This window comes from Desulfitobacterium chlororespirans DSM 11544, assembly GCF_900143285.1.
GTDB classification, from domain to species: domain Bacteria; phylum Bacillota; class Desulfitobacteriia; order Desulfitobacteriales; family Desulfitobacteriaceae; genus Desulfitobacterium; species Desulfitobacterium chlororespirans.
This window is the reverse complement of sequence record NZ_FRDN01000006.1, coordinates 397,935-420,055: the sequence shown is the minus strand read 5'-3', so window position 1 is coordinate 420,055 and position 22,121 is coordinate 397,935. Positions and strand designations below refer to the sequence as shown.

At 49.6% G+C, this 22,121-nt stretch carries 21 protein-coding genes; 5 read left to right on the top strand and 16 right to left on the bottom strand.

Annotation, left to right across the window (positions count from 1 at the left end; translation table 11 throughout):
- Positions 1-153 precede the first annotated feature (153 nt).
- The gene (locus BUA14_RS10335; protein ID WP_072772530.1) at positions 154-1,902 is read right to left on the bottom strand and encodes an ABC transporter ATP-binding protein; all 1,749 of its coding nucleotides are present in this window, start codon (positions 1,900-1,902) and stop codon (positions 154-156) included.
- The gene (locus BUA14_RS10330; protein WP_084078544.1) at positions 1,895-3,682 is read right to left on the bottom strand and encodes an ABC transporter ATP-binding protein; all 1,788 of its coding nucleotides are present in this window, start codon (positions 3,680-3,682) and stop codon (positions 1,895-1,897) included. The genes BUA14_RS10335 and BUA14_RS10330 overlap by 8 nt, the downstream gene beginning before the upstream one ends.
- A gap of 479 nt (positions 3,683-4,161) precedes the next feature.
- Between BUA14_RS10330 and BUA14_RS10325 the strand changes: the two genes are divergently transcribed.
- The 3 genes from BUA14_RS10325 (at position 4,162) to BUA14_RS10315 (ending at position 5,412) form a co-directional block, all read left to right on the top strand.
- Entirely contained in the window at positions 4,162-4,530 is a 369-nt protein-coding gene (locus tag BUA14_RS10325) for a helix-turn-helix transcriptional regulator (RefSeq protein WP_072772529.1), read from the top strand.
- 59 nt (positions 4,531-4,589) lie between these two features.
- Positions 4,590-4,982, top strand: a complete 393-nt coding sequence (locus BUA14_RS10320) for a LytR/AlgR family response regulator transcription factor (RefSeq protein ID WP_072772528.1) — start codon at positions 4,590-4,592, stop codon at positions 4,980-4,982.
- A gap of 154 nt (positions 4,983-5,136) precedes the next feature.
- A complete protein-coding gene (locus BUA14_RS10315; protein ID WP_018211865.1) occupies positions 5,137-5,412 on the top strand; it encodes a metal-sensing transcriptional repressor in 276 nt (91 codons plus the stop codon).
- 157 nt (positions 5,413-5,569) lie between these two features.
- On the opposite strand, the gene BUA14_RS10310 is transcribed toward BUA14_RS10315, so the two are convergent.
- The 7 genes from BUA14_RS10310 to BUA14_RS10280 form a co-directional block, all read right to left on the bottom strand.
- Positions 5,570-6,256, bottom strand: coding sequence for a response regulator (locus BUA14_RS10310; RefSeq protein WP_072772527.1), 687 nt, complete (start codon positions 6,254-6,256; stop codon positions 5,570-5,572).
- 53 nt (positions 6,257-6,309) lie between these two features.
- Positions 6,310-8,667, bottom strand: coding sequence for an ATP-binding protein (locus BUA14_RS10305; protein ID WP_072772526.1), 2,358 nt, complete (start codon positions 8,665-8,667; stop codon positions 6,310-6,312).
- The gene (locus BUA14_RS10300; RefSeq protein ID WP_072772525.1) at positions 8,648-9,604 is read right to left on the bottom strand and encodes a polyprenyl synthetase family protein; all 957 of its coding nucleotides are present in this window, start codon (positions 9,602-9,604) and stop codon (positions 8,648-8,650) included. The genes BUA14_RS10305 and BUA14_RS10300 overlap by 20 nt, the downstream gene beginning before the upstream one ends.
- A 6-nt stretch (positions 9,605-9,610) precedes the next feature.
- Entirely contained in the window at positions 9,611-9,808 is a 198-nt protein-coding gene (locus tag BUA14_RS10295; RefSeq protein WP_072772524.1) for a hypothetical protein, read from the bottom strand.
- Between the two features lie 372 nt (positions 9,809-10,180).
- Positions 10,181-10,798, bottom strand: a complete 618-nt coding sequence (locus BUA14_RS10290; protein WP_072772523.1) for a lactate utilization protein — start codon at positions 10,796-10,798, stop codon at positions 10,181-10,183.
- A 3-nt stretch (positions 10,799-10,801) separates the two neighbouring features.
- The gene (locus tag BUA14_RS10285; RefSeq protein ID WP_072772522.1) at positions 10,802-11,239 is read right to left on the bottom strand and encodes a hypothetical protein; all 438 of its coding nucleotides are present in this window, start codon (positions 11,237-11,239) and stop codon (positions 10,802-10,804) included.
- Positions 11,229-11,441: a helix-turn-helix transcriptional regulator gene (locus tag BUA14_RS10280; RefSeq protein ID WP_005814946.1), complete on the bottom strand. Its 213-nt coding sequence runs from the start codon at positions 11,439-11,441 to the stop codon at positions 11,229-11,231. Before BUA14_RS10280 ends, BUA14_RS10285 begins: the two co-directional genes overlap by 11 nt.
- A gap of 262 nt (positions 11,442-11,703) precedes the next feature.
- On the opposite strand from BUA14_RS10280, the gene BUA14_RS10275 reads away from it, so the two are divergent.
- Both BUA14_RS10275 and BUA14_RS10270 read left to right on the top strand, forming a co-directional pair.
- Positions 11,704-13,563, top strand: a complete 1,860-nt coding sequence (locus BUA14_RS10275) for a heavy metal translocating P-type ATPase (RefSeq protein WP_072772521.1) — start codon at positions 11,704-11,706, stop codon at positions 13,561-13,563.
- The gene (locus BUA14_RS10270; RefSeq protein ID WP_072772520.1) at positions 13,560-13,739 is read left to right on the top strand and encodes a hypothetical protein; all 180 of its coding nucleotides are present in this window, start codon (positions 13,560-13,562) and stop codon (positions 13,737-13,739) included. Before BUA14_RS10275 ends, BUA14_RS10270 begins: the two co-directional genes overlap by 4 nt.
- 121 nt (positions 13,740-13,860) lie before the next feature.
- Here BUA14_RS10270 and BUA14_RS10265 read toward each other — a convergent pair whose 3' ends face one another.
- The 7 genes from BUA14_RS10265 to cphA form a co-directional block, all read right to left on the bottom strand.
- Entirely contained in the window at positions 13,861-14,802 is a 942-nt protein-coding gene (locus BUA14_RS10265) for a ribose-phosphate diphosphokinase (RefSeq protein ID WP_072772519.1), read from the bottom strand.
- Between the two features lie 14 nt (positions 14,803-14,816).
- Positions 14,817-16,178 carry a bifunctional UDP-N-acetylglucosamine diphosphorylase/glucosamine-1-phosphate N-acetyltransferase GlmU gene (gene glmU, locus BUA14_RS10260; protein WP_072772518.1) on the bottom strand — a complete coding sequence of 454 codons (1,362 nt, stop codon included), beginning with the start codon at positions 16,176-16,178 and terminating at the stop codon, positions 14,817-14,819.
- Positions 16,179-16,365: 187 nt separating this feature from the next.
- On the bottom strand, positions 16,366-16,620 hold the full coding sequence (gene spoVG / locus BUA14_RS10255) for a septation regulator SpoVG (RefSeq protein WP_005814955.1): 255 nt from the start codon (positions 16,618-16,620) through the stop codon (positions 16,366-16,368).
- A 154-nt stretch (positions 16,621-16,774) separates the two neighbouring features.
- A complete protein-coding gene (gene purR, locus BUA14_RS10250; protein ID WP_072772517.1) occupies positions 16,775-17,602 on the bottom strand; it encodes a pur operon repressor in 828 nt (275 codons plus the stop codon).
- Positions 17,603-17,613: 11 nt separating this feature from the next.
- Complete coding sequence (locus BUA14_RS10245; RefSeq protein WP_072772516.1) at positions 17,614-18,333, bottom strand: GntR family transcriptional regulator; 720 nt, start codon at positions 18,331-18,333, stop codon at positions 17,614-17,616.
- Complete coding sequence (gene ispE, locus BUA14_RS10240; RefSeq protein WP_072772515.1) at positions 18,326-19,198, bottom strand: 4-(cytidine 5'-diphospho)-2-C-methyl-D-erythritol kinase; 873 nt, start codon at positions 19,196-19,198, stop codon at positions 18,326-18,328. The genes BUA14_RS10245 and ispE overlap by 8 nt, the downstream gene beginning before the upstream one ends.
- Before the next feature lie 252 nt (positions 19,199-19,450).
- Positions 19,451-22,108 (bottom strand): cyanophycin synthetase, encoded by a 2,658-nt coding sequence (cphA, locus tag BUA14_RS10235; protein ID WP_072772514.1) that lies wholly within the window; start codon positions 22,106-22,108, stop codon positions 19,451-19,453.
- Positions 22,109-22,121: the final 13 nt, after the last annotated feature.

Below are 22,121 nucleotides of genomic sequence, written 5' to 3'. Positions count from 1 at the left end.
CTCCTTTTCATACCATTATAAGGCAATAAAATACAAAGGTCAAAGTTTTTTCTGTACAGAGAAAAAACTTTGACCTTTATTATATTTTTTCGTCCGAACAGATAAGAGCCTATAGCCGGAATCAGAACGGCGATTTGCGGGCGGCTACTCCCTTCACACCTGCCGGACGGCGCCGACCTCCCAGGCCGCGCTGGCCCTTTGCAGTTCGACCAAATGACGGTATAAGCCGTTTAAGTCCATCAATTCCCGGTGTCTGCCTGTTTCCGCGATTCGCCCTTCCCTGAGGACGATAATCTGATCGCAGTTTTCCACCGAACGCAGGCGGTGGGCGATGATCAGCACGGTTTTGTCTTTGATCAGCTTACCGATGGCCTCCTGGATCAGTGTCTCGTTTTCCGGGTCCAGAGAAGCGGTAGCCTCGTCCAGCAGGATGATCGGCGCATTCTTGAGCAGAGCCCTGGCAATGGAAAGGCGCTGCCGTTCCCCGCCGGACAGGGTCTTGCCGTTTTCCCCGATCACCGTGTCGTACCCCTGGGGAAGCTTTTGGATGAATTCCTCACAGCGGGCCGTGCGGGCAGCGGCCATAATCTCCGCCCGTGTGGCATCTTTTTTCCCGATTTTAATGTTGTTGTAAATGGTGTCATTGAACAGCACCACATCCTGAAAAACGATGGAAACATAGGAGAGCAGGGTTTCCGGTTCGATGCTGCCGATATCCCGGCCGCCAATGAGAATTCTGCCGCAGTTCACATCCCAGAAGCGCGCAGCCAGCTTGCTCAGAGTGCTTTTGCCGCATCCCGAGGGACCGACCAGTGCCGTGATCTCTCCCTGTCTGGCCGTAAAGGATACGTCGTTGATGACATTTTCCTCGTTGTAGGCAAAGGAAACATGCTCAAAGGTGATGTCATAAGTGTCGAGCCTGACCTCCGGCTCACCCTGCTGGACGGGGAAATCGCACACCTCACGAATTCGGGAGGCGCTAACCAGGGAATAGAAAAATTCGCCCATTTTGAAAAAGAGGGTCGTAAAGGGATCGTACACCCTTGCCGCTACAAACAGGAACAAAAGATAGGTGATCAGGCTGATCTCCCCGTGGATGATCAGATAGGAACCGGTGACGATCACCAGCCCCAGGCCCACCCGCAGCGTATTGTAAGCGCCGCTGATAAAAACACCCATCACCAACTCATAGATCATGGAAGTCCGGACGACTTTGCGAATGCGATCTTCCAGGCCCAGGCGGTAAGTTTCCTTTTGCGGTGAGCTCTGCACCACCTTCATATTCTCCAGGTACTCCTGAAGCCCTTCGCTGACGCTGAGCTTGGCCCGGCGGTTCTTCCAGTTGGAGGAGGAACTTAAGCGGCGGCTGAGGAGCAGAATCAGCATCGACACCGGCAGGCAGATAAACAGGGCCAGCCCCATCCGCCAGTCAAAGAAAAACAAGGTCAGCAGGATGACCGCGCTGGAAATGATCCCTCCGAACAGCTCGGCCACGCTGGTGGCCAGAGTATGCTCCACGGTGGCCGTATCATCCATCAGCGTGCTGGTCAGGTCGCTTAAATCCTTACTCCCGAAATAGGAAAGCGGGAGCTTGCGGATTTGTTCAGCCAGGGTAATGCGGGTATTGGCGCTTTCCTCATAGGCGGAAACATAGGTTTTGCGATAGGTAAAACGGTAAACCCAGTAGATGACAAGCAGCAGCAGGAGCGCCGTACTCCAGTAGAACAACAGGGATAAGTCCCGCGCCTGGGTTCCCAGGAACCGTCCCAGCATTTCCGCCACCAGCATCAGGAGCAGCACAGTAGGCAGCATGACGCTCAGGTTGTGGAGCGCGGTCAGGATGATGGCCCAAAACACATCCCTGGCCCCTTTGGCACTTAGGGCAAAGGTCTTTTTAAGCATGAAGCGCACCTCCTATTTTCCAGGCTGTACCGGCCTGGTATTCCCTGAACATCCGGGCATAAACACCATCTTTGGCTATCAGGTCTGGATGGGAACCTGCCTCGGCGAGCCGTCCCTCCTCCAGCACCAGGATTTGGTCCGCTCCGGTCACCGTAGACAGACGGTGGGCGATCATGATCACGGTCTTGCCCTGCATCAGCTTCTCCAGGGCCTTTTGAATCCGGTATTCATTTTCCGGGTCGGCAAAAGCCGTAGCCTCATCCAGCAGGACCACCGGCGCATCTTTTAAGATAGCCCGCGCCAAGGCAATGCGTTGCATCTCACCGCCCGAAAGATAAATTCCCTTGGCGCCAATCACGGTATGCATGCCGTTAGGAAGCTTAGCCAGGATATCATCACATTGCGCCAGGCTGAGGGCGTTTCTGATCTCTTCTTCCGTGGCCCCCGGTTTGCTGAAGGCGACATTTTGGGCCACAGTCATTTTAAACAAATTGACGTCCTGGAACACAAAGCTGATTTGGCCGATCCATTCCTGGGGGTCCATATCCCGGACATCGACCCCGTCCACCCGGATGCTCCCCGCTTCCACGTCCCAGAAGCGGGAAATCAGGTTGGCGACGGTGGTTTTGCCGCCCCCCGAAGCGCCGACCAATGCTGTAACCGTACCGGCTGGAGCGGTGAAGGACAGCCCATCGACCGCCGCCGCTCCCTCCTGTTCATAGCGGAAGGACACGAAATCAAAGACGATGTCATAGGAGCCCGGTTTTTGGGGTTGCGTCGTGCGGGGCAAGGGCTTTTCCGCCAGCAGGCTTTCGATGGTGTCCAGCGCCTGGGTCGTGATCAGCTGATTGGAAGAGCTGAACATGACCCGCATCAGCACGACGGACACCAGAGGCGTAAACACGACGAAGAAAATAAAACTCAGGATAAAGCTTTCCGCTCCTTGAGACAGCTGATAGAGAATGATGCCCGCCGGAACGAGCACAAAAAAGATCCCGTGCACCGCCGCGATATAGCCACTCATGGGCTTTTCCATAGATAACGCGTAGTCCGTCACGAATTTCCGGTAGGTAGTGATCGCCATATGGAAACGCTGGAAAGAGTGTACGGTCTGCCCGAATACCTTGACTACCGAAATGCCCCGGACGTATTCTACCGCCGCGTTGCTCATATCCCCCAGAGCTTTCTGGTAATTTTCCAGCAACACATCACTTTCGCTGCGCAGCATGGAACGCAGGAAGGCAAAGCCCGCAGCGATGGGGAGCAGGCAGATCAGAGCCAGCTTCCAGTCAAAATAGAACATGCTGGCCAAAAAAGCCACCGGCGTGACGATGGCCTGGGCCAGGTCCGGCAGCTGATGGGCGATGAAGTTTTCCGTGTTATCCGCGTTTTTTTCAATGATTTTGCGCAGCTTGCCGCTGGGGTTGGCAGTATGAAAACCCAACGGCAGCTCCCCCAGCCGCCGGACCAGGCGGATGCGCAGGTTGGCCACCAAGTTGAAAGCGGCCCAGTGAGAGCAGAGCAGGCCGATTCCATACAGCATAAAGGAAGCCACAGTCAGATTGACCGCCAGCCACCCGTAACGCGCCATAGTTTCATCAGCCAGCGTTAGGAGATTCCCCTCCGCGGCCACGAGCTCCCGCGCCACCAAAAAAATACAGATATAGGGTCCCAGACTGAGGATTCCGCTGCCAGCGGAGAAAACCCAGGACAGGATCATGGTGACTTTGTATTTGCCCGCATACTCCATCAGCCGGGGCAGGATACTTGTTTTGTTCAACGACTTCTTCCTCCTTTGCGGAGCGGTGTCCTTGTGAATTTCATAAAATTTCTTCCTTTCTGCCCTATGACGAATCATTCTTGTTTTCCGTCAGAACGGCTATATGCTGAAAGCGAAGTTAGGTATTGCTAACTTCGCTTTCAGCATACGTCCCATGAAATCAACCGTCAACAGATTCAGAACGCCTATGATCGATGGCCGAAAAAAAATGTGGCTCTGCCGAAGAATATTATAAGGAATCCAGGCATTCAACCTTGACAAAGGTGATACCGTCCCATTACCCCTAGATGTCAATTAATAACACTAGGGGTAATTTTTATGAAACGATATATTTCTTCACGGATCTTCCTGCTAGAATCAAGCCAAAAAACAGAAAATTTGTGTCGTAGTATTCTCACAGAATCCTCCACGGTATTCTTTCCGCTGATGTTCAATCCGCTGCGGATTCTTTAAGATTACTATAGGGGAGGCTTGAGGAAATGGAGCTGGATCCCAAAAGGCTGGGCAGAGCCATCAAGAATGCCCGTTTGGAAAACAACCTTACTCAGGAAGAACTGGCCGAGCGGGTGGATATTGCCACCGTCCATGTCAAACAGCTCGAAGCCGGTAGCCGTAAACCTTCGGTGGATGTCCTGTATAAGCTGGCCAGATTCCTCAATTTTTCGGTAGACGCCGTATTCTTTCCCGAGCGGACGAATGGGTGGGAGCTACAGCGTAAAATCGAACTCAGCCTGAATAACTCTTCTACGCATGAATTGCAGGTTATTTATACCACTTTGATTGAATTGCGACGGGTCCTATCTTCGCTGCAAGCCCAAGAAGCGCGGCCCCCCGAACGCCCGGAATGACGCAAGGCAGCCCCGGCAAACGCGGGGTGAAATAGATGTAGATAAGGAGAATTTGCCCTATGAAAATCGCTTTATGTGACGACATCCCGCTTCTGCGCCGGATGCTGGAGGCCATGATCAGGGAATACGAGGCCAGGAAGAATGTCCGGTTTCAAATCCGCCAATTTGGGAGCGGCGAAGAACTGCTGAAGCAGGCGGAAGAAGAGCACCTACATTTTGATCTGATTTTCCTGGACCAGTGTATGAAAAAACTGTCCGGCTCGGAAACAGCACTGCGCATCCGGAAGTATGACACGGCCTGTCAGATCGTATTTTGCACCGGATCCGGGGCTCACCCTCAGTTCGCGGAGGCTTCACCGCTGAGAATCCTGGAGAAGCCGATCGATATGGAGGATATCTATGTTATCCTGGATGAGGTACGGAGCAGCTACAAGCTATCCGGGAGCTCCTGATAATTTCATCTTATGCCGTGAATAATAAAGTGCGTTTCCGTAGCTTGGAAATGCACTTTTTTAATTACGCAGACGAATCATACCCTGTTGACTATGATTTCAATGCAGGGTAAAATTATAGTTATACCCCTACGGGTATAAAGGAGGCGCCGTTATGCGACAGTGTATGGATTTTGATAATCTGCATAGACGATTGAACAAGGTTATGGGACAAATCAAAGCCGTTGATAAAATGTTGGAAGAGGATATTCCCTGTGAGGATATTCTAATTCAGATTAATGCAGCTAAAAAGGCTTTGCATAAAGTTGGCCAAGTCGTTTTAGAGGGACATTTAAACCACTGTGTTCGGGAAGGCATCGAGCATGGAGATGCGGATAAAACAATTAATGATTTTGCTAAAGCAGTAGAACATTTTTCAAGATTGACTTAGAATAAACACCACAAGCGTATTGCTGACCGGTGACAACCATCATGCTGGGAATGGCTGTTCTTTAATATAGTTTAGGATGCCGTAGTACCATCTAAAAAAATCCCCCTGCTTTTATCTTTGATAGCAGAGGGATTTTTATTTATTTTAAATTAAAAAATTACTCGTCAACATATGCCCAGGATAAGACGGCTTCCAGACGTGTGTTGATCCCAAATTTGAGAAGGATAATCTTCACCTGAAGGTGAGCCGCCCGGGCGGTGATTCCTAAAACTGCGGCAATCTCTCTGTTATGGAGAGGCTTGGTCAGAAGGCCCATAATTTCTTTTTCTCTGGGTGTCAACAGCCTTTTAAGGACTTCGGCAGGCTTCGCGGGGAAATGCAAATCATGGAAATCTATTTCAACCTGGGAAAACGTCAACGGGCTTGGCGAAAAATACACGCCCCCTTTAGACACGCTTAAGACAGCCTGTATCAGTTCCTCGACGGCACAGGTTTTCAACAACAGCCCTTCAGCCCCTTTGCGGCTTGCCGCCAGAACATAACCCTCCTGACTTTGTTCCACCATCAGAATAGCCTTTACATCGGGATGGGCCGCTTTTATCTTATCCATCAAGTCCAGCCCGCTGATATCCTGAAGATAAAAATCCAATAAAACAACATCAGGCACAGAATGGCGGAGAAAATTCAGACATGAGTCTTCATCCCCGGCAATTCCGCTGATCACTATGCGCGGTTCAGAAGACAGCAACGCCCTGGTCCCTTCTGCAAAGGGCCGGTGGCTGTCCACGATGAGCACATGTATCTGCTCTTCAGTTTCTTGTGATTTTTCCCAATGAACGGACATCCTGCCTCACGCGCCTTTAACCATATTTGGGAGCCCCGATGAGGGTTTCACCATTATGAGAAAACCGGGATAAGCGCTTTGAGCGTTGTTCCGCGGTTTATTCCCGAAATGATCTGAAGTTCCCCGCCCAGACCCTCAATACGCTCCTTCATTTCAACCAGGCCGAAGTGGGTCCCTGTCAATAACCAGTTTTCTATCTGGCCGGTGTCAAAGCCCCGGCCGGAATCACTTACGGTCAATTCAAGCCAGGTTTCGTTCAGGGTCATGCGAACCGTTTGCATATTGGAGCGGGAGTGCCGCACTGAGTTCATGATGCCTTCCTGTAAAAAACGATAAGCGGTGACTTCCACATCCTCCTTAAACCGGTTTTGCTGGCCCAGTCTGCTGATTTCCAAGGAAATCAGGGATAATTCTTCAGTCATGATTTCCTGGCACAGCCATTGGACGGCGGGGACCAACCCCAGGTGGGTTAGAATCGGGGGACCTAAATCATTGACCATACAATTGAGCTCATAATTCAGGTCCTCCGCCCGTTCCTGCAGATAAGCAATTACCTTCAGTGTCTTGTCGTCGGCGGGGCATTCCTTTTTCAGGTATTTCAGCCACCGGCTCAGGTCCATGCTCCACTGCAAAGGACCGGCGCAGATTTCGTCGGTAAGAAGTTTCCTTTTCTGCTCAACTTTGCGGAACAAGGCGTTGGTGATTCCCTGCAGCTCCATCTTTCTTCGGTACGAACGCCCGGAACTTTTGGTCATGAAATGTATTTCTTTGGTCAGTTTGCCGATCACCTGCGACATAAGGATCTGATGCTCCAATTGACCGGCCAGCAGGGTAAAAAAGGGCAATTCCGATTGCTCGAATTTGATGCGGGAAGAACGCCGGCCAAAGAAAATTCCACAGGCAGCATCATGGGAAATAAATGGGATATAAATTCCGGCCGGGCAGTCGTCAGGCATCATTTTGGCTTCCAGATCAATCCTTTGATTCCTATGAAAAACATCCTCCAGCTCCTCAAGTTCCTTGAAACTCTCCTTAAAACGCCCCGCCGCTTTTTTCAGGCAGCCGACTTGCGCATTCTCTATAATCACGAAAATCCCGTCAATACCCAAGTTCTTTACAATCTCATCCAACATCCGCCCCTCAGCCAAAGGAGAAGCCAGATTTTCATTGAGGTCGGCCATCTTTTGCTTGAAAGCTTGTTTGCCTGGGGATAGGTTACTTCTTTCCAAGAGCTTGCTGATTCCAATTCGAATTAAATGAAAACAAACGATAAACAGCAAGGTGAAAAGCAACAATGCCGTATAGTATTCAAGACGGATGGTGGGTAGGATTTGCAGAAAGAAAAGAGCCAGGAAGACAATAAGGCTCAGGATACTTGCTGCACCGATATAAGAGAGGGCAGCCGCATAAAGCCGGCGGCTGTCCGGCAAATACTTATTAATAATTACATAGTATAAAGAGATCGGGATCGCGGAAATAAATAAAGAACTTACCTGAGAATAAACCAATTGCTCTAAATTAAAAATCATTGGAAGCGCTGACAATAATACAAATGGTAAAAAGCCGATCCCCATCCCTAACAAAATAATATAGGCTTCATTTTTTCCCGGCTGATTTTTGGGCAACTTCACAAGTACCCCTAAATTCCAGAGCGCAAAAAGTATGCCGATGATCATATTCAATAATGGCATTTTTTTAATCAAGCTTATGAGCTGAACTAAGCCCAAAGATTGCAAAACAGTTAAAACCAAAATCAGACTGAATAAAACCGTTACGATTTTGCGGCCAAAATTATTTAATCTGTTTTGGTTATAGAAGGGAAAAACAGAAATAAAAACAATAAGAAAAACAGGTGCTAGAGAGAACGTAATATACTCCAATTCTCTGGCCAGCAACAAACAACGACTGGAAGCATGGGCCAAAACGATTGCCAAACCAAACGCCCAGTTCATCCAAAATAAGATGCGTGCCTGTTCCAGAAAAGGACGCTTGTACCAGGTCATAAACCCTAAAAACAAAAAAATAAACCCCAGAATAAGCAAAGGAATTTCTCTGAGCACTGTCAACAGGACAGGTTGTGGGGTGATTGTTACTGTCTGATCCGTCAACACAACTGGCCGTTTGAATTCAATGGTTGAAGCACCTTCCGCCTCCCCCCATTTTTGAACAAAGCGATAGCTACCAGCATCCTCCCCATTGATTTTCAGGATTTCATCCCCCACCCGGATACCGGATCGATACCCCTCGCCAGAAGGGTCACTGGTTACCACCAGCCATTGCCCACCATTGTTTTTAAGTTCAATGCCTATAAAGGGTTGGGTCAAGCAAGCTGCAAAATAGCCCAACCCCAGCGCAATGAAGACAAGACTGGCGATATAATAAATTGGCCGTTTAAATATTTTCTCTAACAAGTTCTTTCATGTTCTCCTTATGCTTTTCGGGAACAGGAATTCCCTCCAAAATTTCCCTCGCCTTTTGGCAATAAATTTCAAACATCACGGTGCAATAGGGAGCAACCCCTTCTTCAGCAGCCAGTTGTCTGACATATTCCCTTTCTCTATCCCCGGCCCGGTACACCCCTTCGCCGCGCCTCTGTGTCAGTTCTTCAAACCGTTTGGCGGCTTCTCCTTTAAGAGTATTTAACAGGTATACGTAAGGCAGAGTTTTTTTATTGTTTACAAAATCATTTTTTCTGGAAAAATCCAAAAAATCATTCAAATCGTTTCTGATTTGATTCAGGATCCCCAGATTGATTCCAAACTGTTCCAAGGCATGTATTACGGGTTCCTCTGCCCCGCCTAAGATGGCTCCAATTCTGCAGGCGCAGGCGGTCAAGCTGCCGGCCTTTTGCTCAGCCATCTCAAAGTATTGCTCAAACGATACCTGCTGCCGGCCGTCATATAAAAACTCCCGGAATTGCCCATTGCTGGCGCATATTCCCGTACGGTGCAAAGTTGCTGCAACCTCTCGAAACAGCCGGCTATCCGGAATGGCGGAAATGGCCTCATCACTGAGCATGAGCAAGCAGATCGCCAGATTGATGGCCTGAGCATCCGGAATCTGACGCCAGGGCATATTCTCATTATCCCGGTCCTGCACATCATCGAAAATATCCAGGGCCAGAGCAAAAAACTCCATCCCAATGGCGCCCGGCAACGCGGCTTCCTGCTTTCCACCCGCACATTCACAGCTCATATGCGTTAAATGAGCCCAGCGAAACAATTCTCCCGTAGGACTGTCGGCGTTGAGGGAGATCCGGATCAGCCGCTCCATTTCTGCATCCAGCCTAACTCTTGTTAAAATATTATCAATTTCTCTGAAAAAAAACTGATCAAGCTGAAGATTCATCAGATTTTATCCCCAAAAGCCCAGAGGAAGCACGCCGATTGCCGCGCCGTTTCCGGCCATTTCATGCCTGGAAAAGACATTTTGAACAATCGAAAATTCACCGGGCTTAATTTTGCTTTCGCCCGACTTTTCCTTTTGGGTTACCAAACACGTAGGATTTTTGACACATTCATGGACCAAATTCGCAATAGCTGCATAATTCATCTTAATACCCCTTTCTAAATTAAAAAGTAACCTGAAATTTTCCATAGTGCCGCTGAATTACCAAAATATCCTTCAGCTTGATCCTATACTCACTGTATTTCTCTATTTTACTTATTTTTCCTCTATCGAAATATAGCTTATTATGTCGTAATTTGCTTAGTTTCAATGCCGATCCCCGGAAGCTTTGCTATACCAGAGTTAGCCGTATTTTTTATTGGAAATATTTATCCAAATAATAAAATTTTCTCTTGTACAAATTTTCACCTATATCCTGCCAAGTCTTTCGACTCATCCCACAGTCTTAATGGGAGTATTGACTGGCGGGTTGACCATCACCTTTTCAGGTACAGGGCTCCCGCCAATTCCAAATGGCTAATACCCTATTTCCATATCTATAATGATAACCTTGATTCTGTCCTTGACGAACTGGCCCGTGATCAGGACAAAATCATTGCAAATCCGCTGGGGATGCCGGCAATCCACACACCTGTTCAGTTTGGTACAGGGTGTTTCTTTTTTCAGCCGTTTAGCATCCATTGGAGCAGCGATTTGCCGAACACGCTGAATGGCACTCTCGACATCCTCCGTGATTTTATTGGTCCCTACCACGATAATAACCTGTCGTGGGCCATAAATCATGGGGGCGACCCGGCTACCGTTTCCGTCGATATTAAATAGCTTTCCATCCGTGGTGACGGCATTGGTTCCTGTGATAAAGGTATCTGCGGCAAAGTTTTGAATATACAACCTTCGCTTATCTTCAGAGGTCAGGCCCGGCACGTATTTATCATAAAAAATATAATCCCCCCTGCGCAGGAAATCAAAGACCCCCAGCTCTTCTAATGTCACCGAATCGCCGCAGCCAACTGTCTGTCCCTTTTCCATCAGGCCGGACAAAAGCGCCATTAATTCCTGCCGATTATGGACAAAATACCCTGCCATGTTGTTGCGCTGCAAGCCGGCAATCGTCCGTTCGATCATTCCAACCATACTTCACATCTCCTTCTGATATTTAGCAAGATAGTACACCATAGTAAATACAACCAAGAGATATCCCCCTACTAAAATCAATATCACCTGAAGAGCCACCTGCATGAGTGCAAACCCTAAAAGCAGTGCGCTGTATAGCACCAGCATTAGGTCATAGGCTTTGGCCTTGGCTTGGTTGCTGATCGCTATGTTGCGCTCGTCCTTTTCTTCGATTTCTATCTGCCTGGCAGTTTCCGGATGTTTTTTGAATTGACGGAGCCTTATCGCCGTCCCCAGATTGCTGCCGAATACACCTGCGCCGACTCCAACACAGATATAGGGCAAGGTGTGCAGCATCCCTTCGGCATCCCCCTGCCATTTTATGAGTCCCAATCCTGCGGCCAACAGCACAAACCCCAGCACAGTCAATCCCATATATTTTTTGACGCTGTCATTTTTCATCGTACTCCTCCTCTTCATAGATAAAAATCTCTTCGATGCTCATTCCGAAAAACCGGGCGATCTTGAAAGCCAGTATAATGGATGGATTGTAGCGCCCATTTTCCAGCGAGCCGATGGTTTGCCTGGATACCGCCAGGGCGGCGGCCAGCTCTTCCTGCCGAATGCCGCGCTGCTTGCGTATTTCTTCCAACCGATTCTTCACTGTCGGCCTCTCCCCTTTCTATGGAAAGCATACTTTCCATTTATAGAATAACATTGCCGCATAGAAACGTCAAGCAAGCTTTCCATTCAATTGCGGGGTTTCACCACGCTACTCTCAAAGTGTTCTGCATGTCATCTGATACCTTTCAGAGGTTTTCCTGCAAAGGTATTTTTATTGACAAACGTATACCCGTAGGGGTACAATTACTTTCGTAATATATACATATACCCCTATAGGTATATGAGGGAAAGGAGTAGGTGATGTGCTAACATTTTTCAAGAATGAGGAAAAGAGAACGATTCTTTTTCTCGTTCTTTCTCTTCCGGCTCTTATTCTGAGCTTTTTTGAAATCGGTTCATTTCCTGTCGACCCTGCCTGGATCGCTATTCTGCTTTGCGGTATTCCCATTATCAAAGGCGCTATTGTCGGACTCGTTACAGAATTCGATATCAAGGCGGATGTTCTTGTCTCCCTTGCCTTGATTGCCGCCATCTTTATTGGGGAAATCTTTGCTGCCGGTGAAGTGGCATTTATTATGGCGATAGGTACCTATTTGGAGGAACGTACCGTCGCGAAAGCCCGGGCAGGCATAGAAAAGCTGGTACACCTTACTCCGACAACAGCGAGACTCGTCAATAATGGTGAGGAAAAAATTGTTCCCGCCGAGCAGGTTAAGGTCGGTGATGTATTGCGTGTGCTTGCCGGCGAAACGATTGCCGTTGACGGGATCATCACCAGTGGTCAAACTTCTGTCAATCAGGCGGTCATGACCGGTGAATCCTTACCGGTTGATAAGAGCACCGGAGATGAGGTTTCCAGCGGAACCGTTAATCAATTCGGTACCTTCGATATGCAAGCCACCAAAGTTGGTGAGGACAGCTCTTTGCAACGGATGATCCGTCTGGTTCAGTCAGCCGATGCGGGAAAGGCAAAGATTGTCGGCATCGCGGACCGATGGGCCACCTGGATTGTGGTCATTGCCTTGCTTTCTGCCGGAGCCACCTGGTTCATCACCGATGAAATCATCCGCGCCGTGACCATTTTGGTCGTATTCTGCCCCTGTGCTTTGGTGCTGGCTACCCCCACGGCCATTATGGCCGGCATTGGCAATGCTACAAAGTTTGGCATCCTTGTCCGGGAGGGCGATGCCTTGGAAAGACTCTCGATGGTAAAACGAATTGCCTTTGACAAAACAGGGACCCTTACCTATGGCAAACCCGATGTAGCAGCTGTTGAGAGTTTTGATCCCGGCCTGTCTGCCGACGAGCTCTTGTCTCTGGCTGCTTCTGCAGAGCTGCGTTCCGAGCATCCGTTGGGAAAAGCAATTATTGCCCATTACAAGACTGCCGCCAAGGCCGCTCTGTCGGAGCCCCATGATTTTCGGATGCTTGCGGGGCGGGGTGTTTACGCAGTCGTGAATAAACACACGATATATGCCGGCAATGGGGAGCTGCTGCAGGACAACGGCATTCCTCTTGCCCAGGGGATCATAGAAAAGGCCGCTGCATACAAAGATGATGGCTGCACCATCATCTTTGTTGCCATAGACGGCTGTGCTTCAAGTTTTATCGCTTTATCCGACACTTTACGGCCTGATGCCGTGGATATAGTCAGGAATCTTGAGAAATTAAACATCACAAGCGTATTGCTGACCGGCGACAACCATCATGCCGCTTCCCATATGGCGAGGATTGCCGGGATTCATGATATCCATACCGATTGCCTGCCCGAAAATAAACTGGCTGTAATCGAACAGTACCAAAGCAAAGGGGATTTGGTCTGCATGGTTGGCGACGGGGTCAACGATGCTCCTGCACTGAAGAAGGCTCATGTCGGCATCGCTATGGGAGGGATTGGCAGTGATATCGCCGTGGAGGCCGCCGATATCGCCCTGGTCAGCGATGATATAAAAAATATTCCCCATCTGTTTGCCCTGTCCAAGCGGACGATGAACACTATTAAAATTAATATGGCTCTTTCTATGGCTCTTAACTTTGGCGCTATTCTTCTGGCTATGTTCGGACATCTCGGGCCTGTCGTAGGTGCTTTAGTACACAATGTGGGATCGGTGGTTGTTATTATCAACTCATCACTGTTATTAAACTGGAGGAAAACAAAATGAGCGAATGGCTGTTCTTTATACTGTTTATCCTGGTCGGATTAGGAATGCTGTGCAACGGCATTCTCTATATGCGTAAAGAAAAAAACGACCCTGAATCAGTAAAAATTTATCGAGTCGTTGCAATTCTAGGCGCCGTTATGGCAGCCGTTGCCATAGCCTTTAAATTCGTGTTTTGATAGCTATCATCCACGCAAAAAATCAGAAGGAAGGACTTTGTCCCTCACTTCTGATTTTTTTATCTAAACCTATCAACTGTCCCTGACCATCACGGCCTTAGGGAGACTCAGGAAGCAGAAACTAACTGAACAGCTTGCTTACGGAAAGGTCCTCATGAATACGCACGATGGCCGCTCCCAATAAAGGAGCCACAGAGAGGACTTTAATCTTGGGGATCATTTTTTCCGGCTGAACGGGAATGGTATTGGTGATGACCACTTCCTTGATGACGGAATTCTCCAGGCGCTCAAAGGCTGGGCCGGATAATACCGGATGAGTACAGCAGGCATAGACATCCTGAGCTCCGCGATCCTTCAAGGCTTGAGCTCCTTGAGTAATCGTCCCGGCGGTGTCGATGATATCATCGATCATAATCACATGTTTGCCTTGAATATCACCGATAACATTCATAATCTCTGATACATTGGGTTCCGGACGGCGCTTGTCGATGATGGCCAAAGGCGCTCCGATGCGTTCCGCCAGGTTGCGGGCCCGTTGTACTCCGCCATGGTCCGGGGAAACAACCACCACGTTCTCTAATTCTTTACTTTTGAAGTACTCCGCCAGGATGGGAACACCGGGGAGATGGTCCACCGGAATATCAAAGAAACCTTGGATGGCCGGGGCGTGGAGATCCATGGTCACGACCCGGTCGGCACCGGCGGTGGTGATCAGATTGGCCATGAGCTTGGCTGTGATCGGATCCCGGGCTTTGGATTTCCGTTCTTGACGGGCATATCCGTAATAAGGGATAACTGGAGTGATGCGGCGAGCCGACGCTCTTTTCAGGGCATCAATCATGATCAAGAGTTCCATGATATTATCATTGGTCGGATTACAGGTGGGTTGAACCACAAAGACATCCGCCCCCCGGACGCTTTCATCAATGGCGATGGTAGTTTCCCCGTCCTGAAAGCGTTTTACTTTAGCCTCTCCCAGAGGAACCCCCAGATAATCAACAATTTCTTCCGCTAATGCTCGGTTGGCATTGCCGCAAAAGATTTTCAACTCCTTGACAGACATTCCAAAATATCCCCCTACTTTTTCTTATTTCGAACCCAATTTTCGATATGTTTTTGGGTGCTGCGCTCTATGGCTAAGGTATTGGCCGGTACATTCTTGGAGATCGTGGATCCCGCTCCTGTCACTGAGCCTTCACCAATTTCCACCGGGGCTACAAGATTAGTATTGCTTCCCAGAAAAGCCTTATCCCTGATAATTGTTTTATATTTATTGACCCCATCATAATTGCAGGTAATGGTACCTGCGCCAATATTCACAGATTTCCCCACTTGGGAATCTCCTACATAGCTAAGATGAGGAATTTTTGACCCTTCGCCAATCTGGCTGTTTTTAATCTCTACGAAATCCCCCACCTTCACCTTATCCTGGAGAACCGTGCCCGGACGCAGATAAGCATAGGGGCCGATGGTGCAGCGATCGCCGATCACGGCTTGATTGCCCACCGTATGAGATACCTCTGAGCCTGCTCCCACAGTACAATCGGTTAGGGTCGTATGAGGACCGATGACCGCATCCTCGGCCACCTGGGTTCTGCCTTTCAGAATGGTAAAGGGCTGAAGGACCACATCCGGTTGAAGCACTACCTCAGCTTCGACAAAGGTGGAGCGGGGATCGATGATCGTCACTCCTTCCTCCATCCAATAGGACAGAATCCGTTGGCGAACCACATCCTCAGCCGCCGCCAGCTGAGCCCGGCTGTTGATTCCCAGAGCTTCATGGACATCCTCAGTACAGTAGGTGCGGATGACTTCGCCCTGGGCATGAAAAACAGCAAAAACATCGGTTAAATAGTATTCCCCTTGAGCGTTCTTGGGGGTTATGTTCTTCAGGGCTTCCCTAAGCTTGGCAACATTGAAGCAGTAGGTTCCCGTATTGATCTCTTGAATCAGCCGTTCCTGGGGAGTAGCATCCTTCTCCTCCACCACCCGCAGAAACTGCTCTCCCTCTTTGAGAATCCGGCCTAATCCGTGAGGATTTTCAAAGCAGGCCGTTAAAAGAGTGGCTGCCGCATTATGTTCAATATGAATTCTGATCAAACTCCTGAGAGTCTCCGGCCGGATCAGGGGCTGGTCTCCACTTAAAACAATAATATGATCAACCTCATGGCAATGAGGAATCGCTTGCATGATCGCATGCCCTGTTCCACATTGTTCTTCTTGAACCACCACTTCCGTCCGGTCGTCCAAAGTGGCCTCGATCAGCTCTCTGCCATGGCCCAGAACAACCATGGAACGGGGGATTTCCACGGAGCGGACACAATCCAAAACATGTTGAAGCATGGGTTTTCCAGCCAGTGTATGCATGACTTTAGGCAACTTGGACTTCATTCGGGTACCTTTGCCCGCCGCCATAATCACCGCAGCCCAATGTGGCATAAACTTCGCCTCCATCAATAGTTTACCCTGATTCGTATTCAATACCCAAAAGACTTTAATTCGTCAAAAAACGGCAAATTCCTCTTTCATAATACATTTTCTCTATCTGTTTTTCATCTTTAAACCAGATTCTCTCCCTATCTCATGAGCAAAAGAGACCCTGGAACAGGGTCTCTTAATGCTTGTCTTACATTGCTTCCTGGTAAGCCTTTAATACTGCGTTTTGAATCACTTCGCGGGCTGCAGAAGAGATAGGGTGTGCTATATCACGGAATTCACCTTCCGGAGTCTTCCGACTGGGCATAGCAACGAAAAGCCCGTTTGTCCCTTCCACTACCTTTACATCGTGAACGACAAACGAATTGTCGAAAGTAACAGAAACAACGGCTTTCATCTTACCCTCGACATTCACCTTCCGTACCCGTACATCAGTAATGTTCATTATGAATCACCACCCTTCTCATCCCGGTGACCAGCAATATTCTTACCAAACATATTCTCTATATGGTAAAAAACTCCTTCTTTTAAGCGAAAAAATTCTTTTTTTCGCTTATATGCCCCGATCTTTCCCGTTTGGAAGGCATTTTTGAGTGTTTTTAGAGTGATAAGAAGCTATTCTGAGGAATCACCTGGACGACTCCTTTAACAGGATCCAGCTCTCTGAGCTGAAGAAGGGATAAATAATGATCGACAAGCTTGGGCTCTTCTTCCCGGGGCGTTTCCATCAAGACTCCCAGACCGACCACATCGGCATCAAACTCTTTCAAGAGATTGATCATGCCTAAAGCAGTTCCACCGGCCTTCATGAAATCATCAATGATCAAGACCTTCCGTCCGGGCTCTAAAGCTCTCCGCCCCAGGGTCATGGACTGAATCCGTTTGGAAGAACCGGAAACATAATTGATACTGACCGCGGTTCCTTCCGTGACCTTATTGCCATGACGGATGATGACCATCGGTACTCCTAAGGCCTCTGCTGTAACCAGGGCGAGAGGTATTCCCTTCGTCTCGATGGTAACCACCACATCCGGCTTTTTCTCCCGAAAAACGCCGGCAAAGATCAAGGCCAACGGACGTAAAATAGCAGGGTCGTAAAGAAGATCCGTCATGTAAAGGAACCCACCGGCTAGGACCCTGTCCTGGCTGCTTAAACGCTCCGCTAAACTTATGAGAAATTCGCCGGCATCCTCTGCTGAAATCTCCGGAATATAACGAACTCCCCCGGCAGCACCGGACACAGTCTCCAAACGCCCCCGACCTGTACAACGCATGCTTTCCTTAACGGCCAGCAAATCTTCACTGATGGTGGATTTAGCCGCCCCAAAGCGTTCAGCCAGCGTGGTCAGAGGAATCAACATATTGGGTTTTGACATAAGTACTTGCATCACAGCAACCATTCGCTCAGCGCGTTTCATCTTTTCCACGGACTAACCCTCTATTCTTTCTCAGAATTGGCTTCACTGCCCTCCTTAGGGTCTCCCTGTTCCCTGGAAAGGCGCAGGGCTTCAAACATGACATTTTCAGCCGTCACGATATGAGCCATAGCTAAGGATTGGGCCTCTTCCACGTCATGACGGGCCAGGGCCTCCACAATGCCGCGGTGTTCATCAATGGCATTCTTAAGCCGCCCCGGAACGGACAGGGAAGTGGCGCGGAACCGTTGAATCTGCTCCCGTAAATTGGCCAGGATCTGAATCAACCGTTCGTTGCGGCTGGCCTTGTAGACCAACGCGTGGAAATCCGTATCTGAGTCCACCATCTGATCCAAGCTCATCTCTTGCCCTTCATAATAAAGAAGGAACCGTTCCATCTCTTCAATCTCCTGAACCGTAGCCCGTTCTGCCGCCAGTCCGGCGGCCAAGCCTTCCAGAGCGGAACGGATTTCAAAAACATCCGCCACATCCTTATGGGACACTCCTGCCACATAAGCTCCTTTACGAGGAATCATGACGACAAAGTTTTCCAGCTCCAGCTTACGGATAGCCTCTCTTACCGGGGTGCGGCTTACACCCATTTCTTCAGCCAATTGGATCTCCATTAAGCGTTCACCGGGTTCAAGGACGCCATTGATAATGGCTTCACGCAAGGACTCAAACACAATCTCTCTTAAGGGTTTATAACTATCGAGTTTAACCGGTACCAGTTTTCTACCCATAAATATTTCCCCTTTCCATAGTATGCGTTACCCAGACATGATAGTTTCTTTCTCGCCATATCGCTGCAATTTTTTCCGCTTGTTCCTCAGTCTGAACGATTCCAAACACTGAGGAGCCGCTGCCGGACATCAAAGCTCCCAGACAGCCGTTTTGCTTCATCAATTCCGCTTTGATCCAGGCAATTTCCGGCAGAAGCTTCATGGAAGCCGGCTCTAAATCATTATAAAGAAGGGGGATAAGGCTTTCTGCTCTCCTGGATGCCAAAGCCCTTTGCCACCCGGCATAATCCAGATGAGAGAATTCTCCTTGCTGATCAAAGGTACGGTAGGCTTCAGCAGTATCTACCCCTTGGTCGGGCTTGATGAGAACAAGATTGAGTTTCGGGGCAGGAGGCAAATCTTTTAATTCTTCACCCACACCGGTTGCCCATTGGGTCCCGCCTTTCAGGCAAAAGGCCACATCAGCACCCAGCCGGGCGGCAATGCTCTTCAGTTGTTCCTGAGTATAGGGCTCTTCAAAAAGCTTATTCAGAGCCTGCAAGGTTGCCGCCGCGTCGGCGCTTCCTCCACCCAATCCCGCTTGCACAGGAATATTCTTCTCGATGTCAATCTGAACACCCCGGCTGCTCCCCAGTCCGCTTAAAAAAGCTTCCGCCGCCCGGTAAGCCAGATTTTCCGGACCGCTCCACTCTCCGCAGGAGCACTGAATTCCCCTCTCCGCCAAAGTCACCCGTATCCGATCATAGATGCCTATGGATTGCATGACGCTTTCCAATTCATGATACCCATCGGGACGACGGCCGGTTATAGCCAGAGCAAGATTTATTTTGGCGTAGGCGAACATTTCGACCTGATTCTTAATCATTACCCTGTCCCTTCCGAACGTTCGAATCGTATTTCTATACATTATACCCTAAAACAGCTCTGTTCTTCTAGTATCTGCATTATTTAATATTTGATAATTTATTAAGCATGATTTATAAAATATCTTTAAATTACCTTTGACCCTGGGAATCGTTCAGAAAAAAGAAAAGCTATCGTTGCCAGGCACGCTCTCCTTCCGCTCCACACTTGGTTTAGCAGTAAGGAGAGCAATTTCATGGCGATAGCTTTGTCACTAGATGGCCCCCAGATTGACTACTTCAAGAAACCCTTCTTCTTCTTTAGCCAATGGACCGCTTTCAAGGCGGAGGGCGATTTCTTCCTCAATGGGCTCCAGATGTTCATAGAACATCACAAAAATCTCTCCCGGTTTGCAGGTGTCCAAGCCGTGGCAGAAGGCTTCCCGTTCCGGCAGAACCACAGAAATTCTCCGGGGATCCATACCCGAGGCAATCGCTTCCTCCATGATCATCCCCGCAATTTCACCGGGCCGCCTTCCTCTCAGATCTCCATCCTCGCGAATAATCAGGCGATGAAAGCCCCGGGCCGCTACCCGGGCCACTTCCCGGATGGTTTCATCCGGCCGGTCCCCCGGCACGGTCACACATCCCACCACTGCAGGGGCTTTAAACTTCCTCAGGGTCTGGGCAATGGCTTTAATCCCCGCCGCATTATGTCCATAGTCGATGAAGACCTGAACGCCCCCAATCGTATAAGGGTTCAACCGCCCGCGATTGCATTCCGGATCGGAAGTAAATTCCGATAAAGAGGTGCGGATTCCCTCAGCCTTAAGCCCCAGGGACCAGCCCACGGCGATGGCTGCCAAGGCATTCTGTAAATTATGGAGGGCCTTTCCGTTCCAGGTCGCCGGCAGGTCTTTGACTCCGCAGATTTTATGGGATTGATCCCCCTGACAGAGGAGAACATTCCCCCGGCGCACGAAGACGGCGATCCCCCCCACCGCTAAATGCTTGCGTAGGGTAAGGTTATCTTTTTCGGTACTGAAGAAAATGACTTTGCCTTTGGTTTTCCGGGCAAAGGAAGCAACCAATGGATCATCGGCGTTGAGGACTACATAGCTGTGGGGACGAACGACCTCGGCGATCAGGCTTTTGACATGGGCAATATCTTCCAGGTTTTCCATGCCATATTGACCGAGATGGTCGTTGGCTACATTGGTTACCACGGCGACATCGGCGTAATCATAGGCCAGACCGGCCCTCAAGATCCCACCCCGCGCCGTTTCCAGCACGGCCACCTGAACATCAGGGTGGCGCAGCACGATCTGAGCACTTTCCGGACCGGTGGTATCTCCTTTAAGCAGCAGCTTACCCCCCACATAAATACCATCTGTGGTGGTCATACCCACCGCCAGCTCCCGATCCGTCAGCATTTTGCCGATCATCCGCGTGGTTGTGGTCTTACCATTGGTTCCGGTCACCGAAATAACGGGAATTCTTCCATTTCCTTTGGGCATGACATGGTCAACGATGATTTTTCCCACATCCAAAGACCGGCCCACAGTCGGGTATTGGTGCATTCTCAAGCCCGGTGCCGCGTTGACCTCAATGATCGCTCCCCGCTGCTCCTGGTGGGGCCGCTCAATATCCTCCAGGACCATATCGACCCCCGCGATATCCAACCCCACGATTCGTGCCGCATACTCAGCTAAAGCGGCATTATCAGGGTGAATCCGCTCCGTAACATCCACGGAAATTCCCCCGGTGCTTAAGTTGGCGCTGTCCCGCAGATAAACGACCTCCCCATCGGCGGGTACCGTCTCCAGGGCGATCTTTTTTTGGGTCAGGGTCATCAGCACAACAGGATCAATTTTTATCTTGGTTAAAGCTTTCTCATGGTCCTCTCCCCGCTGAGGATCGCTGTTGGCCAGCTGAACAAGCTCTCCCACCGTGGAAACGCCATCCCCGATGACATGCGCCGGAATGCGCTCAGCAGCAGCAGCCATTTTTCCGTCAACCACAAGCAGCCGGTAGTTCTTTCCTTCAATATACTCTTCGACTACAACCTGCTCCTCATATGTCTGAGCTACTCGAAAAGCCGCCCGGACTTCAGCCTCAGTCCTGAGCTTAAGGGTCACTCCCTTGCCTTGGTTACCGTTATAGGGCTTGACCACAACAAGTTGAGCCAGCTGCCGAAATCCCTCCACCGCCTCGTCTTCATTCCGGGTAACCACCCCGTCGGGAACGGGGATGCCCCCCTCATAAAGCAGTTTTTTGGTCAGCCCTTTATCACAGGCGATATCCACACCGATACAGCTGGTCTGGTCACTCATGGCGGCCTGCACCCTCTTCTGGTTGCGTCCATAGCCTAACTGGAGGAGGCTGCTGTCATTTAAGCGTATGACCGGTATACCCCGACCCTCGGCCGCTTCGATAATGGCCCGGGTGGAAGCGCCCAGTTCAAACCTTTGAATGACTTCCCTGATGCGCTCAATTCTGCTTGTGACACTGGGTTTTTGGCCCGCCAGCAACTCCTGTACCAGCGCATAGCCCTGCTTGAAGCCTTCGAGTCCTCCTTCAAGGGAGTCGTAGTTGAAAATGATCTCATAATGGCCTGGATGCTCAGGCAGACATAGGGTTTTCCCATAAGGTATGTTCTGTCCTGCACGAGTCAGCAGTTCGATGGTTACGTGCTCAATAATATGTCCGACTAAGGTTCCTTCATTCAACCGTTCTACAAATCCTCCCGGTTTGCCCCGGGAGCAAAAATGCTCGTAAAGACTGGGCAAACATTGAACCAAACGGGTATTAAAATCGCCAAAGGTATCGCTGGTTCGTTCTGTCCATTCCTGGAGATCCACGACGGCCCGGATGACTGGTCGGTAGCTGTAGGCATTAGCTCCCGGGATCGCCTGGATTTTCAGTATCTCCATTGTGATATTTGTC